Origin of the sequence: Deinococcus hopiensis KR-140, from assembly GCF_900176165.1 — a bacterium.
GTDB classification, from domain to species: Bacteria; Deinococcota; Deinococci; order Deinococcales; family Deinococcaceae; genus Deinococcus; species Deinococcus hopiensis.
In genome coordinates, this window is record NZ_FWWU01000006.1 from 1 (window position 1) to 18,420 (window position 18,420).

The 18,420-nt window shown below is 65.8% G+C and carries 15 protein-coding genes; 7 read left to right on the plus strand and 8 right to left on the minus strand.

The features are described 5' to 3' along the window. The coding region (locus B9A95_RS06830) for a replication-associated recombination protein A (RefSeq protein WP_212648265.1) at window positions 1-1,420 on the plus strand (1,420 nt) is incomplete at its 5' end. A gap of 776 nt (window positions 1,421-2,196) precedes the next feature. Beyond that, window positions 2,197-2,421, plus strand: a complete 225-nt coding sequence (locus B9A95_RS06835; RefSeq protein ID WP_139806546.1) for a hypothetical protein — start codon at window positions 2,197-2,199, stop codon at window positions 2,419-2,421. Between the two features lie 247 nt (window positions 2,422-2,668). On the opposite strand, the gene B9A95_RS33375 is transcribed toward B9A95_RS06835, so the two are convergent. The 4 genes from B9A95_RS33375 to B9A95_RS06850 form a co-directional block, all read right to left on the minus strand. Further along, the gene (locus B9A95_RS33375) at window positions 2,669-2,824 is read right to left on the minus strand and encodes a hypothetical protein (RefSeq protein WP_170928487.1); all 156 of its coding nucleotides are present in this window, start codon (window positions 2,822-2,824) and stop codon (window positions 2,669-2,671) included. A 439-nt stretch (window positions 2,825-3,263) separates the two neighbouring features. Next, window positions 3,264-3,455: a hypothetical protein gene (locus B9A95_RS31730; RefSeq protein WP_139806547.1), complete on the minus strand. Its 192-nt coding sequence runs from the start codon at window positions 3,453-3,455 to the stop codon at window positions 3,264-3,266. Between the two features lie 579 nt (window positions 3,456-4,034). Then, window positions 4,035-6,401 (minus strand): GAF domain-containing protein, encoded by a 2,367-nt coding sequence (locus tag B9A95_RS06845; RefSeq protein ID WP_139806548.1) that lies wholly within the window; start codon window positions 6,399-6,401, stop codon window positions 4,035-4,037. A gap of 841 nt (window positions 6,402-7,242) precedes the next feature. Further along, a complete protein-coding gene (locus B9A95_RS06850; protein WP_084046197.1) occupies window positions 7,243-7,659 on the minus strand; it encodes a hypothetical protein in 417 nt (138 codons plus the stop codon). A 30-nt stretch (window positions 7,660-7,689) separates the two neighbouring features. Here B9A95_RS06850 and B9A95_RS06855 point away from each other — a divergent pair, with 30 nt between their 5' ends. After that, window positions 7,690-8,370, plus strand: coding sequence for an Lrp/AsnC family transcriptional regulator (locus B9A95_RS06855; RefSeq protein WP_139806549.1), 681 nt, complete (start codon window positions 7,690-7,692; stop codon window positions 8,368-8,370). 1,256 nt (window positions 8,371-9,626) lie between these two features. Here the strand turns inward: B9A95_RS06855 and B9A95_RS06865 are convergent. After that, on the minus strand, window positions 9,627-9,896 hold the full coding sequence (locus B9A95_RS06865) for a hypothetical protein (protein ID WP_084046200.1): 270 nt from the start codon (window positions 9,894-9,896) through the stop codon (window positions 9,627-9,629). Then, complete coding sequence (locus tag B9A95_RS06870; protein ID WP_139806550.1) at window positions 9,893-10,099, minus strand: hypothetical protein; 207 nt, start codon at window positions 10,097-10,099, stop codon at window positions 9,893-9,895. The genes B9A95_RS06865 and B9A95_RS06870 overlap by 4 nt, the downstream gene beginning before the upstream one ends. A 377-nt stretch (window positions 10,100-10,476) precedes the next feature. Between B9A95_RS06870 and B9A95_RS06875 the strand changes: the two genes are divergently transcribed. Then, complete coding sequence (locus B9A95_RS06875) at window positions 10,477-11,619, plus strand: hypothetical protein (protein WP_084046202.1); 1,143 nt, start codon at window positions 10,477-10,479, stop codon at window positions 11,617-11,619. A gap of 2,180 nt (window positions 11,620-13,799) precedes the next feature. Here B9A95_RS06875 and B9A95_RS36130 read toward each other — a convergent pair. Beyond that, a complete protein-coding gene (locus B9A95_RS36130) occupies window positions 13,800-13,928 on the minus strand; it encodes a hypothetical protein (protein WP_281255827.1) in 129 nt (42 codons plus the stop codon). Between the two features lie 484 nt (window positions 13,929-14,412). Next, complete coding sequence (locus B9A95_RS06880) at window positions 14,413-15,186, minus strand: AraC family transcriptional regulator (protein WP_084046203.1); 774 nt, start codon at window positions 15,184-15,186, stop codon at window positions 14,413-14,415. 81 nt (window positions 15,187-15,267) lie between these two features. Between B9A95_RS06880 and B9A95_RS06885 the strand changes: the two genes are divergently transcribed. From B9A95_RS06885 to B9A95_RS06895, 3 genes are all read left to right on the plus strand, one after another. Then, complete coding sequence (locus B9A95_RS06885; RefSeq protein WP_170928488.1) at window positions 15,268-16,233, plus strand: DMT family transporter; 966 nt, start codon at window positions 15,268-15,270, stop codon at window positions 16,231-16,233. A 509-nt stretch (window positions 16,234-16,742) separates the two neighbouring features. Beyond that, window positions 16,743-17,537 carry an isocitrate lyase/PEP mutase family protein gene (locus B9A95_RS06890; RefSeq protein ID WP_084046204.1) on the plus strand — a complete coding sequence of 265 codons (795 nt, stop codon included), beginning with the start codon at window positions 16,743-16,745 and terminating at the stop codon, window positions 17,535-17,537. A 550-nt stretch (window positions 17,538-18,087) separates the two neighbouring features. Continuing rightward, window positions 18,088-18,324 (plus strand): hypothetical protein, encoded by a 237-nt coding sequence (locus B9A95_RS06895; RefSeq protein ID WP_084046205.1) that lies wholly within the window; start codon window positions 18,088-18,090, stop codon window positions 18,322-18,324. The last annotated feature ends 96 nt before the right edge of the window (window positions 18,325-18,420 follow it).

The following is an 18,420-nucleotide window of genomic DNA, read 5'->3' on the forward strand; positions in this document are numbered from 1 at the left end:
AGTAGGCTTTCCGCTCACGGGCGTTCTGGACAAGACTTCGCCTGCTGTTGCCTTGGAGGACCGGATGAACACCCTGTTTCAGCATGATCAGCGTCCTCTGGCGGAGCGGATGCGGCCCGAACGCCTGGAGGACCTTGTGGGTCAGCGCCACCTGTTTGCCCGTGGAGCGCCCCTGGAGGTGGCCCTACGGACCAAGCGTGTGCAGAACCTGATTCTGCACGGCCCGCCAGGTACGGGCAAGACCACCATCGCCCGCGCCCTGGCGAACAGCGTTGAGGGTGAGTTCATCGCCCTGTCGGCCGTGAACGCCGGCAAAAGCGAACTCGCGGACGTGATCAAGCGCGCTGACGCCAACCGGGCGCGTGGCAAGCGGACCATCCTGTTCCTCGATGAGATCCACCGCTGGAACCGTACCCAGCAAGACGCGCTGCTGCCCCAAATCGAGTCGGGTCACATCTCCGTCATTGGGGCGACGACCGAAAACCCGGGCTTCAGCCTGGTCCGGGCATTGCAAAGCCGGGCGCGCATCCTGGAGATTCAGCCCCTCACCGCTGAAGACCTCGGGGAGATCCTGCGCCGGGCAGAGCAGGCGGAAGGGAGGCGGCTTCCACTCACGCCCGAGGGTCGAACAGCGCTGATTGACTCGGCAGATCATGACGCTCGACTCGCGCTGGGCATGGCCGAAGCGGTATGGTTCGCCGAGCCGGACCACGACCTCACGCCCCTGGAGCTTGAGGTGATCGCGCCGAGCGTGCACGGGCGACACGGACGCAACCGCGAAGCGCTGTACGACATGCTCTCCGCCTTCCACAAGTCCATGCGGGGCTCGGATCCCGACGCGGCGCTTCTGTATGCCTTTCGGATGCTCGAGGGCGGTGAGGACATTCGGCAGATTATCCGGCGGGTTCAGGCGTGCGCGTCAGAGGATGTCGGCCTCGCGGATCCTCAGGCGATGGTGCAGGCGGCGTCCGCATGGGCGGCCATTGAGCGCCTGGGGGACGCAGAGGGGTGGTTGCCCCTGGCGCAGGCGATCATCTACGTGGCGGCCGCGCCCAAGAGCAACGCGGTGTACGCGGCGGGCAACGCCGCCCGCCGCCTGGCTCGGGAGACGTCGGACCTTCCACCTCCGCTGTGGATGATGAATGCGCCAACCTCATATCAGGCGTCACTGGGCCGGAAGAAGGGGTACGCGTACGACCATGACTTCCTGGGTGCCTTCTCCGGGCAGACGCGGTTGCCGGAGGCACTGGCGGGTACGGTGCTGTACCAGCCTTCAGAGCGGGGATGGGAGTCCGTGCACCTGAGCAAACGGCTGGCCCACTGGCGAACTCTGCGGGCCAGCGGTGAACTTCAGCCGCGGGCGACAGGGCCCGGGGCTGAACCCTCGGAAGAGGCGGAGGAGGAACGCCGCCTGAAGTGATGGCGCTGCTCCTCCGCTTGCGGGTGAAGGATATGGAACGGGGGTCCACGCGCAGCCCACCACACGCAGGCCTTCGAAGTGCAGCAGGCGAAGACGTCCTCAATGGCCCAGCGCTGACGGTACGCCTGCGGGCTTCGGGGGCGGAGGCCACAGAGTTCAGATCCCCCAACGAGCGCCCTGTTCCTCCAGATGTCCGCGCTGGGGAGCGACTTCAGCCACTGCACAGGGACGTTCCAGCGCTCCAGCAGGGTGCTGAGGGTCACCCGTCCAGAAGCTGCGTTCAGCGGCAATTTCTCTTTCTCCAGCACGCCCGAGTATCCCCTCGCCAGCCCTGGATACGGCCTGGCCCCACCGGGTTCGAGGCTCACCACGACGGAAACGGACCCGGCGTACGTGCCGGCCGCTCGAAGCTGCATCACGCCTCCATGGACCTCTCCGTATGCGGCGACCTGCGAGAGCTCGGGCGTCCATACGGTGACCCTCAGGGCGCCCGCCAGCGAGAATGCCGTGAACGCCAGGCGCCCTGCCGCAGGCGCGCCCTGCCACCCTGTGGGCAACGCCCTGACGTGCCCAGGTCACCGCCGTGAGGCATTCACCGGGTAAGGTGGCCCCGTGATGAAAAAGCTGCTGATGGTGGGCCTGCTGGCCCTGACGGGCCAAACCGTTGCCTCGAGCGCTGGCGCAACCTCAAGAGCCTCGGCGCGAACCCGCAGGGTGGAGGGTTCTCCTGCACGTCGGTGCGTTACGGAGTCTCCTGCCGGGGGAAGGTGGCGGCCTTGAGCCAGGACATCATCAGCGTACAGCAGGCCAGCACGACGCGGTACATCATTCAGGTGGGGTTGCCCGGATTCACCATTGGTCAGATCGCGCCGCTGCGCACCGCCTCAACGCATCATCGCTATCAGCTCATCACTTCAGGGCCGCTCAAGGGGCACTTCGTCAAGCAGCTTGGAAAAATGATCACCATTCGGAGCGCAAGCGCACTGGACGGGCTGTACTGACCCCACACCCCTGTGAGCGAGGCTCCGCGCGCATGGGCGCCTGCGGGCATCTCAAACTGGGTACAGCAGGACACCCTTACCGCAAGGAATCGACTCGTAAACCAGTACCCTGCGTGAGATGGGCTGATCACGCAAACGGATACGACTCCGCTGAAGGTCACTGTGAATACGGCGTGGGTTCAACAACTTGCCCCTCCTGAACTGGAGGGGCGGCTGGGTTCTTCGGCGTTGTTGACGGGAGTGCGCCTCACGCGAGGCGGCTCTGGCGCAGGAAGGACAGCAGGTAGGCCAGCTTGAAGCGGTCACGCTCCCGTCCCTCGGCACGGGCGGCTTTGGCCTCGCGGCGACGCTGGGCTTCCGCCTGCAGTTCTTGAGCTCGGTCGTTCAGGACGTAGGGATTCACGGTGTTCTCCTCCTTCCCGGGCGGCCCCTTCGCCTCCCCGGTTGTCCCCATGGTGCTCTCCCGCCCCTCCAGGCCACATCACCCGGCTGGCGCATCCCCCATTCCGCCAGATGGCGGAGGCCGCCTACGACGGCCCCGTGCAGCGCAAGTTGGAAGCCGGACAAATGCTCCAGGATGAATACCGCGTAACTGCTCAGCAGGAGGCTTCGACTTGGGTAAGCAGATAGAGTAGAGATATGTCCGACGACACCTGGCCGAAGTGCAAAGACCATGGGTGATCTCGACAAAGACCGTTCCCTGACGCGGAAACGGACTCCAGAAGAGGCTGCTGATAGACTTTCGACCCGACTCGAAAATACCGTTCCCTGACTCAAGGACTGAGCCCGCAAGAGGCCGCAGATACACTCGCGACCCAGGATGTATTCACTGGGGAAATCGTCTATACCATATTTAAACTATTCGGGCTTCCTTTGAGTGAGGCGAAGAGAATAGGAGAAATTGCCTGTCGGGCAGCCAAGGATGGGAAGCCCATTGGTGAATAATTGCAACTGCTCAGCACAACAGTCGGTATTGTGCTGAGCAGTTGCAATACCGCAGCGGTAACGACAATCAGGGACTTGATTTTCAACATAGAACCTCCTGAAAAGGAACTCGTGACTTGAATAGAGCCGTTTTCCATGTGGCAAGCCCCACGGAAGGATATACACAGTACCTGTGTTTTTTCTTCCACCACATAGAATCGGCCTGACCCGCAACAGTGAATTGTTCACATATGTGGTACATTTCGAGGATTTTGCGAAGACTGCGGTATTACCTGCCTTTAACCGTATTATTTACTGCCAATAAGACCTGATGGAGTAAAGGGAGAAGCTCAAACAGGGACAGAGCTACCGAATCCATCAGGTGCAATCGGCCGACGCGCACGCTGCGCTGAGGATGCCGCCGGTTCTGCCACGCCCCGCGGCGAAGAAGGCCCTGGGAACTGCAAGACCTGTGCGCGTGACTGCGACGCCTGGCATTGCGGGCCGTGGTCCTTGGGTGGGGTACGGCGGACGTCCAGGGTGTGCCGGAGGTCATGGTGGCGTGTTGGATTTGGAGGAGATGTTTGCGGCGATGGGGAGAAAGGGTGAGCGCGTCCGTTCTGAAAGAGAAGGCTGTTTTCGCCGTGAGGGCGGAGGTGATGTTCAAACCAGCAGTGCGGACCATTTCCTCACCGTGTGGGAGGGCCCTCCTTGGGGAGGGTGAAGCCGAAGGTCGCGCCCTTACCGACCTGCCCTTCGGCAAACACCTGGCCGCCATGTTTGAGAACCATCCGGCGGACGCTTGCCAGCCCAACCCCCGTCCCTTCAACCTCCGTGCCGTGCAGCCGCTGGAACATATTGAACAGCCGCTCCTGGTAGAGTGGATCGAACCCGATCCCGTTGTCGCTCACCGAAATCTGCCACGCTGTCCCCAGGTCCTCCGCCGTCACCTTGATGACCGCTGGAGCGCGCCCCAAGGTAAACTTGAGGGCGTTTTCGGTCAGCTGCGTCAGCACCCCGTACAGCGCCTCGCGGTCCCCGGTCACCACCGGCAGGTCCTTGACCTCCCAGTGGATCTGGCGGTTCAGCAGGTCCGGCAGCAGGGTCTTATGGATCCGGACCATCGTCTCGTTCAGGTTGACGTCCGTGAGTCGCAGTGGCTGTCTGGAAGTGCGCGACAGGTAAAGCAGGGCGTCGATCAGCACGTTCAGCCGCGCGCTCGCCTGATCGACCACGTCCAGGTAGCGGGTCGTCTTGGCATCGAGATTTTCCCCAAGCGCCTGCCGGGCCAGCTTGATGAATCCGGCAATGTGCCGTACGGGCGTTCGGAGATCATGCGAGATAGAGTACGAGAAGCCCTCCAACTCCTCGTTCGCTGCGGCGAGCTCCTGGCTGCGGGCGACAAGCGCGTCGCGCTGGCTGGCCAGTTCCCGGCTGGCGAGCGACCGCTCGAGGGCGAGACCGAGGCTGCGGGCCACGGTCTCCAGCACCGCGCGTTCCGGCGCGGCCCAGGTGTGTGCCTGGTGCAACCCGAACACCATGACCCCCTGAACCTGATCTGCGACGAACACCGGTAACGCCGCGGTGGCCTTGACCACCGCGAACTCCTCCTGCGCGACCGTGAGTGGCCTGGTATCCAGACGTTCCTGGTAATACGGCAACCGGGTGTTGAACGGCCGCTCAATGTTCGGGATACCGCCTTGGGGGACCCCCTGCTGGAGGACCTGAAGCAGTGCGGCCTTAAAGGTTCCGCGGTGAGACACCAGGGCCCAGTAGGTTCCTTGCCACTCGTAGTAGGTACTGACCCCTTCTGGCAACAGTGACAAGATGAGTTCCTGGGCACGGCCAACCAGCGTGACCGGGTCGTGCTCCAACGAGAAGTCCCGGGAGAGAAGGGCGAAGCCCTCGAGCGCCTGGGTGCGCGCCTGTAACTCGGCGTTCTTCTCCTCGAGTGTCTCCGCCTGCCCGGCGCGCTCCAGCGCGAGGCCGAGGGTATTTGCTGCCCGCTGCAGGACCCGCTGTTCCGACGTGCGCCAGCCCCGTCGCATCGCTGGGCGCCAGATCACCAAAAACCCCTCCAGCTTGCCGTCCGGCAGGCAGATCGGTTCGACCCCCACCGCCAACGCGGGGAAGGACGCCACCGTGCCGGCCGCAAGGTGGTAGTCCTCGAGGTACACTGCCTTCTTGGATTCCGCCACCCGGTACAGCAGAGGCGTATCCCGTAAGGCGAGGCCCGGGCGCGTCATGTGCTCGAAAATTTCCTGCGGCATGTCGCCCCAGAGGGTCGGCAAACGGATCTGTTCACCATCAAGCCGCACCACCAGCATGCTCAGGGCCTGCAAGGCAGGGCCAAGCCTGAGCAGCGCCAGGGTCGCTACTTCTTCAGGCCTCCTGGCTTGTTGCAGCGCATCTCCCAGCGCCGCGAGGAGCTCACTGTCCCGCAGGGCATCCTCAACCCGCCGTTCGAGGTCCTGCGCGAGAGCGACCCGGCCCAGGGCGACGCTGCACTGGGCGGCCATCGCACGCAGGAACCGCTGCTCGTCCGGTTGGAAATCGTGAGGCTCCTTGAAGTCCAGCACCACCACGCCGAGGGGCCGGTCGTCCAGGACCATCGGCAGCACCGCGCTGGCGCTCGGGGCGCGCGTCCCGGTCCGGGGTTCAAGCGCCGGGTATGACCGGGTCAGCGCCTCGTGATCCTCGAAAAACAGGGCTTCCTGCCGCTGCAGGGCGTCTCCAGCGGGCAGCTCGTGGTCGAGCTGGCCAGCCTGACGGCTGGCTTTGAGGTCGGGTTCGTGCCCTTTGGCGGCGGCGAGCTGCAGCGCCTGATCCTCTTCGCTGACCATCAGGATCACGCCAGCGACCGCGCCGACCGCCTCAAGGGCGGGGGTGAGCACGATGTCGAAGACGGCCTGCGGGGTGTCTGTGGTGGCGAGGGCTTCGGTGACCTGCTGGAGGCGTTCGATCAGCGTCGGCCGAGCAGGGATGGGCCCATCACGCTGTTCGTGCATCCCGCAAGATACTGTCTTGCCTTCACCCTGCACGCCAGCAGGCTGCATCACCTCCTCCCTCTTGCCGGGGGCCTCCACCCGGCCCACCCGCAGGTCAGCGCATTTGGAACCGAGGTGCAGGCCTTCTGATCCGAGGTCCCCGCATCGGTGTAGAGGCAGGGCCAGTGGGTCAAGGTTCGCTGCGCTCTCCCAAAGGGTCTATGTCTCGGTGAGAGACTGGAAGGGATGGAGGCCCGGACACAGGTTGTCGACCGTGCTGGGGTACGCGATGAATGGGAGTGCCGGGCCACGTATATGCGCGGTGTCCACGTGGAATATCCTGCCGTCGGGCAGGATCTGGATGCCTCTGGAGACGCCCTTGGGGGGAAGACAGGGTGCCCGGAGGTCAACTGCCCGGTTTGCCCAGCACGGTATTCGCCGGCCCAGTTGCCGTTTCGCGACGCCCCACCCCTGGCGCATGGGTCAACGTGCGGACTTCTTCTGGACCGAGCCCGGCGAGCGGACTGGAAGGCGCATGGGGGAGAATGGCGCCGTGAGGGCTGCCCTTCCACCCACGGCGTCATCCGGACGAAGCCTCTAATAGGAGAGGCCCTGGAGATACATTCGGAACGTGGCCCGCGGTATCGGACGCGCGAACGTCTCGCCGAACAGCCGGCAATACTGCTCCGGAGGATCAGGAAGGCGCTGCAGGGTGCCCATTCCCTGGCTTGCGCTCCATGCGTCAACGGAGTTCCGGTAGGTGCCTCAGGGCACCGGGAATTTCCCGTTGGGCACGCTGAACTCTTCAGGGTCCATATCGTCCCCGTTCCTGTTGTTCCAAGCGGCGATGCGGCCATCCTTCCCCACCACCACGCTGCTCCTGAGGTCCGCGGGGACTGCCCCACCGGCGCTACAGGCCGGGAACAGCCCCGGGGCGTGGGCCGGGCCTCCACAGGAACATACGCCACACGAAGGCCAGCGCCAGCCCCGCCATCACCAGCACGACCGCCCACATCCCCCCGGGAAGCGCCCCCGTCAGCGTCCCCCGGCCCAGGGACGCGGCGGCCGACAGGCAGCACAATAGGTTGCCCAGCCCGACTGGCCGTCCGTGGATGCCCCCGAGGGGATTGCCCCGCCACCACCAGTTGATCATCCCCAGGCCGAGCAGGCTGCTCGCCGCCAGCTGTGCCAGCGCCTCGCCCCCCGCGGACGGTGCGCCCAGCCACGCGGCGGCCACGTCCCCTGCGAACAGGAGCGGCACGCCCAGCGTAAACAGCACGGCGGCGGTCAGGGTCAGCAGCAGGCGTCCGGCAAGGTCTTGAGGCATGGCGGCACCCTGGCGTACCCTCAACTTGCCTTGCAAGACGATATGAAAAGTAGGCCCCACCGCGTCGAGAACCGCCTTCAGGCAGAACTGCTGATGGACCGCACCTGGTTGCGCCTGCTTGACGTGTTCGCCCGGGAAGGCCGGGGGGTCGCGGATGCGGCCCGCGTGCTGGGGGTCACGACCGAATGGCTGTTCAGGCGGGTTCGGCGACTGGAGCGCGCCGGGCTGCTCAGCGTTCAGGGCGCCCGGTCCCGCGCCGGACGCGCGGTGAAGCTGTACCGCGCGGCGGCTGAGACCTTCTTCGTGCCGTTCTCACTGGTGCCCCCCGAGACGGTCGGGCGGCAGAACCGCGCGCAGCACCTCGAGCTGTTTGAGACGGCGATTGGGCGCACGTTCCTTCAGGCACCGTTTGACCAGGACGGGTGGGGCTTTGTCACCGCGCGGATGCCGAATGGAGACGTGCACCTCCGCATCATGCGGGAGGACGGAGCGCTGTGGGCAGACCTGGGCGACGCAGCGCCGGTCATGGTGAGCGGCTGGCATGTGCTGCACCTCACGCCGAGCGACGCCCACGAGCTCCAGGGGGAGCTGCGCGCGCTGCACGGGCGCTACGCGCAGCGCACGGGCGAGGTGCCGTTCCTGCTGGGAATCTTCCTGGCAGACACGTCGCGTGTCTCCGGACTGGAGCACGCGCATGGCGCCGCTCCCTGAGGCTTGCCCCTCGGCCGACCTGGTGGTGGGCGGGGCCCCAGGGAGGAGAACCCGGTTATCCGGGAGTGGCGTCCCGCCCCGTACCGCGTCCCCCTTCCCCGATACGGGTTTGCGGACCACCCGTTCCGTCCCCCCTGCTCCGCAGCCTGCGTCACCGTTTTTCCTGCATGCTGTGCGGCGCAGCGTTGCCCGTCGGCTCGGGTTGGCCCGTGAGTTCACCGCGGATTCACCCGAATCCTGATCGGCCTCCGCCACGGTTTCTTCAGGGTCTCGTTGCCGCCAGGGCCGGGTCTGCTGAGCAGCGCGGCTTCCATGCGGGGGCCGTGGGCGTCACGCACGCGCCGGTCGCCGCACCAGCCCGGGCGAAACTCCATGCCCGCTCGGCTGCCGCTTGGCGCAGACCTGGGAACTGGGTCGCTCTGCGAAGTCGTGCTTGGCGGCCAGAACGGCGCACTGCTTGTTCAGACCATACCTGCTGGCCCCTCGGTTGTCCACCCAGGAGCGCAAAGCCCCGTTCCTGGTGAACTGGGTGACGCGGACGGCTTCGTCTAAAGAGGCGAACTGCTCCGCTCTCCCGCAGGCTTTGAATTCAAGGATGACCATAACCGCCCGCCGTCTAATTCTGCGTATGCCAATGCCTGAGGCATTGGCCCTGGCACCGCCGCCCGTTGGGCGGCCTGGGTTCTGCATCCAACCCCTGAAGGGGTTGGTTTTCCGCCCGGACCTATTTTGATAGGCGCCGCCGGACTCCGGGCGGCACTTCCCCCGGGGAAGCTTGCCCCGGCGTTGCGCTGAACGTCTGGCTCCCCGCCCTGCCGTTTCCTGGAAAGGCCACCCGGAGTCCGCCTTGGTGTCCTGACTGCGGCAGGGAAAAGGAGTCGGGGAACGGTCAGCCCTGGACACGACGCGCAGACTGCGGGCATACCGCGTCCCCTTCTGTCCGGACTTGAGCTGGTGCCGCTCCCGCCGCGGAAGAATGGTCCCCAGCCCATTGAGGACGCCAGCGATCCCGCCCCGGCGCGTGGAGCCGCCCAGGCACCTCCGGTACTGCTTTGACGGGGCGCAATCACAGCGCTTCTCAGCCTTGTTCACATCCTCTTCCCTGTGGACAGGAAAAGGGCCCGGCTTCGGGTAGAGTCCTTCGCGACGTCTGTTGGGGCTGCAGCGCGAGCTCCAGGCCCGGCTTCTGTGCGCGGTACAGCGCGCGCTCCTGCGTTTCGCTGTTGGTGTCGGGGAGCGGGTGGCCGGCACGCAAGTCACAAGGGTTTTTCCGAGGCGGCGAGGGAAAAGCGTCCGAGGCCAGAGAGTCCGTAAACCCTCGTGTACCCGCGGCTCTCCTCGAACTGACGATCAGCTTCAATCAAGTTTGCCGCCTGAAGCCCCACGACTTCCTGAACATGAACGGCGGGGCCGGGGTTGAGGTGGGCGCTGGTGGGCGTGCCGCGTCCGCTGTATTGGACGTAGAGGGTGGCGCCCTCCCGCATGGCCTTGAGGATGGCGGCCTGGGTTGGGGTGAGGACGGTCACTGCTGCCCCCTTGGCTGGATGACGGGCTCGGGGCCGAGCATACCGGGGACAGCCTGCCAGTCACTCCGGGGGTCAATGGGCGACCGCGCGAGCGTGCGGCCGATGCTGGCCCGCCCCTTGCCCAGTTGCGCTGCCCGCTGCGGTTGATTCATGCCCCAGGCTTTGAGGGCGACCTGCACGGCTTTTCTGGGCGTCTCGCTCATGAAGTGACTGTAGCACTTTTGTTGGCCGGACCTGTTGACATTGCCCGGGGAGAAAAGCCGGGTTCCGCAAAGAAGCCCCGGCCTGTGACGGTGAGCAGCGTGGCCGTGCCTACAGGCACAGGCGCCGTCACGGTGCGGTGCACGGCTACGCTTTTGGACAGCCTGGAATGGCGACGGAGGCGACGGCGTGAAGCGGGCGGTGCTGGGCAGGCCAGCACGCTGCCCATCGCCCGGAATGCCGCCTGGTCCCAGCGGGACGGGGCTGGGTCCCCCCGGTCTACCGGGCGGGTTCGCGCAATGTGGGAAGCGGCGATTGCACCTCGGCCTGCCTTATAAACGGCAGAAGAAGTGCTCTCACGCTTTTACCTTAAACTTAGATGAAGATGTTTGCCTTTTCCTCCACCACTGCTCTGCCTCAGGCGTCTTTCCTCACGCCACTGGGAGAAGAGGTAAGGAGCGACTGGCAGTTTAGTGCTGTCGTGCAGCCCGAAGGTTCTCCCGCTCCCATCTACGCGGGTCACAATGCCACCCTTGCCCTGATGTACGCCTCCCTGGCTGCCCTGGACGCGCAGTGGGACGCCTTCACGGTGGTGCCCACCGCGCCCCTCCTCCGGGGTCAGGCCCCTCGCCCTGCACCCCAAACCGCTCCTGAAGATCTCCACGTGGTTGCCCTTACTGCCGCAGCAGCGGCGTCCTCCCACATCTCCAGCTTGATTGACGGACGGAACCGGGTGACCCGGCGCCGGCAGTTGGGGCTGAAGAACACTGTCATCTATCAAGCTGACCAGCCCTGGTTGGGTTTTCGACCCGAAGAGGTCAAGCGGACGGGAAAGCAGCAGGACCTGAGTAGCGTTCTGCTCCGAATGCGCCCATACGTCGAGGAAGCGTACGCCCGACTTGCAGCGTGGGATCTTAAGAGCTTCCCCTACCCGGTGGTCTTCCATCCGGACCTCTTCACCCAGCCGGAATGGGTCATTCGGTGTGAACGCGGGGACCTCTGCCACCCCTTCGGGTGGATCGATGAGGGGACGAGGCGGCCCTACCCTGGACGGCAACGGGTCCATCAGGTCAAGACGAACGATGGGCCTGTGACGCTGTACGCGACCGCCCCTGATCTGGACGGGTCTCTGGAGATGGCCCAGCGCAGGACCAAAGGCTTTCAGTGGGCCGACACATCTGCGCTCGTGTCTACCCTTCACGGTCAAGCCAAGACGCCAAAGCCAGAAGCACCTGTACCGGCGATCACCTGTTTGAATACCTCGGCTGGACCTCAAACAGTGGTGTTAACGGGGTGCGAGACCCTCCGGGCAAGGTGGAATCAGGGGCAGACCGATACGTTGGTGTATGTGCAGGAGGACCCCCGGGTGATCCTGTTCACTCCAGAGGAAGCGCGGACCTGGTCGGTGGCGAGGCGACTCCCGTACCGTTTCGCCCAGGAGGCCTGGGCAAGGCACAGGAGCCTCCGAGGGATGGGCCGCTTACTGTATCCGGTGCCCCAACAACCCGGTATGGCGGTGTAGCTCTTGCGGCCACCTCTGAACGGTGACCGCGGAAGAGGACAAAAAAAGGTCCCACCTCCGTTTGCGCCGAGGGGGGGAGAGGCTTACCCACGCTGTGCCGGCCAGGCCCCTGCATCTCCGCACGCCGCTGCCCCCCTTTCTCGCTGATGACGTACACCCCAAAAGGCGCGACGATCGCGGGGCGATCAGCGGTGAGAAGTTGAGCTTCGCCGGTCGCAGTTGTGGGCTTGAACCTTCCCGGGCAGCAGTATCACCGGGTCCTTGAGGCGAATGGGAGCGTCCAGCATGACGGCGGTCATTTGGTCAATACTCCGGATGTCGCTATACCTGATACCTGTCGGTCTCATTCCAGGAAGGTAAGCCCCCCTCAATGTCAAGTGTGTCACGCACCTGTTTCCGCTTGACCACCTGTTCCACCGCCTCTTCCCTGGCCGGTGGACAAAAAAAGGCCCCACCTTCGTTTGCGCCGAGGGGTGGGGCTCTTCGTTTCTACTGCAGTTTGGGCTGCGGCGGGGCTTCCCTGCCTAGCGCCTCTGCCGGTGTGGTCCTGATGCCTGGCGACGGAGATGCGCAAGATCGTGCACGTGGATGCCGACGCGTTTTCGTCCCCTCCGCTCTGCTTCGGCGATTCCACGCCTCACCGCCACCGTTTTCCCTGCCCGCTCTGCTTGGGTGAATCCGGCGTCTGGTACTCGATGAACCGGAAGCCTTATCGCCCGCCGCGTTGACAAACGGCGAGAGTGGGGGCAGATCCATGGCCACAGTGTGTCAAAAAAAGCCCTCGCCGCCGCGAGGCAGGGTGGGGCCTTCCATTTGGCGCCACTTGTCTGGGAATCAGCCTTCGCAGCCCAGGCTTCGGAGGAGGTCATCGATATGCACAGCGGACTGTTGAGACCTTGACACCTCAATAACTCGTGTTGGAGCAACGTATGTTGGGCGGCGAAAGCCGAGCCATCTCAGGATCTGCTGCATCTTCCCCTCCTCCTTCTTGGTGTTCTGAGAACTGTACGGGGTTGAGCCCCGCTCTACCATTGAGGGGTTGTTCATGAGCTTCTGCTTAGAGCATGTGTCAAAAAGAGGACTTCTTTTGACCGAGCCGCCCGGGCGAACTTGAGCGCGCAATGGGAACAACGGGGAGCCGTAAGGGGTGCGCTTCCACTCGCGGCTCAATTCGGACAACGGCTCTCTTGATCATGGCGTAAATCGGTATGAATTTCAGTCGGACGTTGTGTGCGCTGGTCATGTAACCCAAGGGGCACAGGACCGGTGCGAACCTACGCCGTGATCAGTAATGGTACGCCGTTGACTGGCAGGAACCTGATGGATGGCGCCCGCGTTTCTGGGGTCAGCGCGGTACGGAAAGCGAGGGAATCCACTGTGTGCTCGCCAGCACTTTCAGACCCAACGGACGACCAATAAGGGGCGCCTTTCACGCTGGCCTGACCGCCAGTGCACCACCGTCCGGTCCAGGGCCGCAAAAACCCCCTTCTCCGCCAGCAGAGCTCAGCGCAGGGAGGGGACAACAAAAGGCCCCACCCGCCGCGAGTAAAGGTGGGGCCGTTCGTCTGGCGCAGGTTTGGGAGGGTCAGTGCCCGGCGTGTCGTGCGTCTGCGCCGCCCCTTCTCCGCGGTGAATACCCCCCTCGCCCCAGGTTGGCGGGCGGCCACCCGCTCGGATACAGCGAAAAGAGCTTCGCTCGGCGCACTCCGGATGTTCACGCCGTTGCTGGCCCGCACGCCACGGGCAACGACAGACGCGGCAACGGGCGCCACCTCGCGCGCGAGGGTCACTTGCTATAGGTGAGCGGTTTGCCGAGCTCGGGGATGCCGAGGGGAACTTCGTCCAGAACAGGTTCCCGTTCTCTCACCATTCGGCGGTCTGAACGCCTACGCCCGCGGCGAGTGACCCGCGAGAGGCCGGAAGTCCGGCCGTGTGAAACTGTCTGCCAACCGGGGTCTGCCGGGCCCACGGGCGCCGGCACGGTACCGTTGGCCGCGTTGGTGCGGTCTGCACGGATCCCGCGCAGGGAGTAGGCGCTGCTCGGCGTGGCGACGCCCGCGGTCGGCACGCTCGCCGGTCGCCGCCGCTCATCCCACCGCTCGGGCCGTGGGTTTCCCGGAGGCCCCCCTGTGAAAAACGCCCCCCGCGAGGGGCGGGGAGCGTACCTGGGCGCAGTGAGCTCAGCGCATCAGGAGTTGCATGATCAGGAGGGTCAACGCGACGACACCGAAGGCGAGGCCTGCCATAACAGGGGTGTCGCTGCGTTTCAGGCGCCAGAGGTACTTGCGGGTCAGCCGCTTCACGTTCATGCGTGCAGCGTACCTGACCCAACTCTTACTCCCCTGATCATTTCAACGTGGAGCGAGGGTGGCAACCTGCACAGGGCCCGGGGCGAAGGGGGGGGCGAGAACAGGCGCAGAGGTGCGGCGCCCGGATGCGGGCAAATGGGCAATTCGCAGCGCGCCTTCACGGCTGTGGGAGAAGGCGCGCCAGTGAGGTCGCGGTTGGCGCGCCCACTTGGAACATAGCTCCGTGTTTCTCGGGCGACCTCCACCGCGAAAACGCGCCCGCCATAGCCTTCACGGCGCACCACCGCATTTTGGGGCCTGCCGGTACTGCTCCGGCGTGGACGCGTTCGCCGTGCGTCACCACCCCTGGTGCGCCGTACAGCGCAGCGTTGTTTTCGCCGTCTTGACGTTTGGACGAAGACGCCGCTTGACGCTCCTTCGCCGGACCCCTCTGTGTGGGCCGTGGCGACTGCCGGGAAGGGGTTCGGACAGGCGACAGGTGGGCCTACAGCTGCAGTTCCCCGCTGCGCAGACGCTGGCGGTAGGTCTGGGGCGTGATGCCGCTGACCTCCCGAAACTTCCGGCTGAAGGCGCTGTGATCGCTGTACCCGCAGTCATGCGCCACCTCCGCGACCGAGCGGTCTGACTCCCGCAGCAGCCGGACCGCGGCGTCCAGCCGGACCCGCAGCAGGTACTGCTTGGGAGAGACGTGACACACCCGGCGGACCAGCCGTTCGAAGCTGTCGCCGGAGACTCCAGCACGGGCTGCCAATTCGCGGATCCGGAGGGGCTGCGCGTAATGCGCCTGCATGAACGCCAGCGCGTCCGCCACCCGGGCGTACCCCTCACGCCGCTCACTCAGCGGCGGAACGTCGCGCGACACGCCGGCCACGCCGACCACCGCGCCGTCCGCAGAAAACACGGGAACCTTGTGCGTCAGGCACCAGATGGGCTCACCCCGCGGCCCAACGTACAACTCCAGCACGTCCCGCATCTGGCGGCCCTCCTGCAGGGTACGCTCGTCTTGCTCCTTAAATCGCCTGCCCGGTTCCCCGGCAAACACTTCGGCCGCGGTGCGCCCCAGCACTTCGCTCTTGTGCCGCGCGCCACACCGTTGCCTGAGGGTGTCGTTGATGCTGACGTACCGGCCCAGCGCATCCTTGACATAGAAGACCACGCCCGGCACATCGTCGAGGAGCGTCTCTATGGGCCAGCTGCCGTCTGCAGACGGACGAAGCCACTCCCGGGGATCGACAGGAGACGTACCAGGACGCACCATGCCTCCTATTATGCGGAAATCCGCAGGAGCGCCGCGCCGTTTCCACAAGACGCCGTGTGCCGCGGCGCCTACCTTAAAGGGATGCGCAGCGCTCCGGCCGCCCCGACTTCCCCTCGCCCCAATTCACGGGGAGACCTGTCCGGCATCGGCCTGGCGCTGCTGTCGGCCGCTGCCTCCGGCACCCTCGGCGTATGGGGAAAGCTCGCCCTCACCCTGCAGCTGAGCACACCGACCTTGCTGAGCTGGCGCTTTGGTTTAACGGCGCTGCTGCTGCTCGCGCTCGGGTCGTTTCGTGTGCCTGGACGGGAACGCCTCATTCTGCTGCTGCTGGGCCTCCTGTACGCGGCGACCACCGCCGCGTACTTCACCGCGCTGACCCGCATCAGTGCCAGCACATCCGCGCTGCTCGTGTATGTCGCGCCGGCTTTTGTGATCCTCTACGGCGCCCTCAGCCGGACCAGGCCCACCCGCGGGCAGCTTGGCGCGCTGGCCTGCACCCTTCTGGGATTGAGCGTCGTCATCGGTCTCCCGGGCGCAGCAGACCGCGATGTGTTCGGCTTGCTGCTTGGGGGACTGTCCGGCGCACTGTACGGCGCGTACCTCTTTGCCAGTGACCGGCTGGCTGTGCGGTCATCTCCGCTGACCGTCACGGCGCACGTGACGCTGGTCAGCGCCGTGACGTTCGCTGCCATGGGGGCACTGGGGGGAAACCTGGGTGTGCCGGCCAGCCTGCCGCAATGGGGACTCGTCACTTTGATGGTCCTGATTCCGACGTTGGTGGCCCTTCCGGCCCTGGCCGGCGCCGTTCAGCGCATTGGGGCGGCCCGCGTCAGCCTGCTGGCCAGCACGGACCCACTCTGGGCAGTGCTGTTCGCTACGGTATTTCTGGGTGAGGTGCTGGGCGGTGCCCAGGTGCTCGGCGGTCTGCTGATTCTGGCTGGAGCGGCCTGCGCACAACGGCCGTCCAGATCCGCGCGTGTCCGGCCCCTGCAGCTCACGTCACCGGCCCGTACGGCCGCGGAATGTTCAGATCCACGGGGGTCTTGAGCCGCTGCGCCGCTCGCCATCTTCGGCCACCACCGCCCGTTGAGCGCACAAGGTCGTGCCCCCATGCGCGGGCGACATTCGTTCTCCCATCCTCTTCTGCTTGACATCTACCTACAGGTAGGTAGATACTCGGCCCATGTCCGAGCAGCCTGACGCGCGCGCCCCCCTTCTGGACGTTGCCCAGCAATTCATTCAGAAGGGGGGGTACCGCGCCGCTGGCGACAAGGACATCGGCGAGCGGCCCGGGCTTGCCAACGCCGGCATTCACGCCCCCGTTCCCGGTCCGGCTGGCTTGTCCGCCGGTACCGGGGACGGGGGAGCTTACCGTGACGCCGTTGATCCGGATGGCCGCGCCGGCCGGCGTGCCCGCCGCCGGGAACACCACCCTCCCCGGGGACGGCGCGGTGCTCCTCGGTCTCCCCGTCCGGTGACCCCCGCCGTTTCGATCAGATTCTTTGCCGTGTGGACGCCTTGCGCACCCCCCCCGATTTCCCTTTGAGGAGCCCGAGATGACCCAGACCGTTCCGACCGACCTTGCCGGCCGTGCCCGCACCCTGCTCGACCTGCACGCAGCGCCTGAAATCCTCACGCTCGCCAACGTCTGGGACGTCGTCTCCGCCCAGGTCGTCGCCGCGGCCGGCGCCCATGCCCTCGCCACCGCCAGCCACGCCATCGCCTCGACGTTCGGCTACCCCGACGGGGAGAACATCCCGCTCGAACTGCACCTCGATATGGTGCGCCGGATCGTTCAGGCCGTGGACCTGCCCGTCTCGATGGACTTTGAGGCGGGCTACGGCAACCCGGGTGAGACCGCCCGGCGCGCCATCGAGGTCGGCGTGGTGGGTGGCAACCTCGAAGACGGAATGAGGCCGCTGGGCGAGGCCGTCGCCGCCGTGGAGGCCGTGATGGCTGCCGGGCGCGAGGCAGGCGTCACCTTCGTCCTCAACGCCCGCACGGACGCCCTTCTGCGCGCCGGAAAGGACGCGCCGCGCTCAGCGGTCCTGGGCGAGGCGATTCGCCGCGGCCGCGCCTTCCTGGAGGCCGGTGCCCCGGTGGTCTTCGTGCCTGGCCTGGTCGCCCGCGAGGAGATTCGGGAAGTGGCGGACGCCCTGGGGCCGCAGAAACTGACGGTCATCAGCGTACCGGGGGTCAGCCTTCCGGCCAGCGAGCTTCAGTCCCTCGGGGTGGCGCGCGTTTCCACGGGACCCTTTACCCAGCGCGTCGCCCTGACCGCCCTGCAAGACGCCGCCGCCGATCTGCTGGCTGGGGGTGTCCTGCCGGCCAGCACCCGGCCACTGAACTGAAATCCGTTCTCGGGTAGGGGCGGTCGCGGCGGCAGATCCCGGCCGTGGTGGGACCTGCGGGGCGATCTGGATGCCCGCAGACGTCTGCAACTGCGCTCTGGTCCGCATCCGCTTTCACCGCCATGGACGCGTCCGGACACCCGCACCGCTTGGCCTCTTCGGACGCGTGACAGAAGGGCCGGGCGCCTTTCTCGCGAACGAGAACCGTGCCCAGGTCCTTGAGCCGGGCCTCTCCAGGATGGCCTTTGCGCCACCAGTGGGCGGACGTTTGACCTGGGTGTCGCGAGGACACTGGGTTCATTCCACCACGGGGGCCGGGTGAAGTCGGCGTGGGCCGCCCTTTCGGGGGACCCTTGCTGGCCCGGACGCGCTCCCCTTTTTGTGAACGCCGGTTCCCACCCACCCGGCGGGGAGTCATGATGAGATGTCGCGCCCAGGGAGGGTGCCTGCCACGTTTCCCGGCGTGCGGCGCCAACCGCCCCCCGCCTGATTCCTGGCCCTCACCCACCAGGTGCCTCTCCCTGCAACGCCCTTGCATTACCTTAAGCCCATGCTCAAAGACGATATGGCCATCCACGCCGGCATCCCCGAAAAAGCTGTCAAAGCCGCCCTGCAGAAACTTCAGGACGACCAGGCCCACGGGGGGACCACCTGGGACCTCGGCAAAACCCGGGCGGGCCGCCCCATCAAGGTCTACTTCGAAGCCGAAACCATGCCCCAGATCCACGCCGCCAAGAAACGCCTGGAGCAGCTCCTCGACGAAGCCGGGTTTGACCTCTACCCCTGAACGGAAGCGGGGCCGCCTGCCTCCGCCCGCAAAGGGCGTTTTTTCGTTTGCCTCCCCCCGTCCCGCGCAGGCCACGTCCCCGAAAAAGCCTGTTCC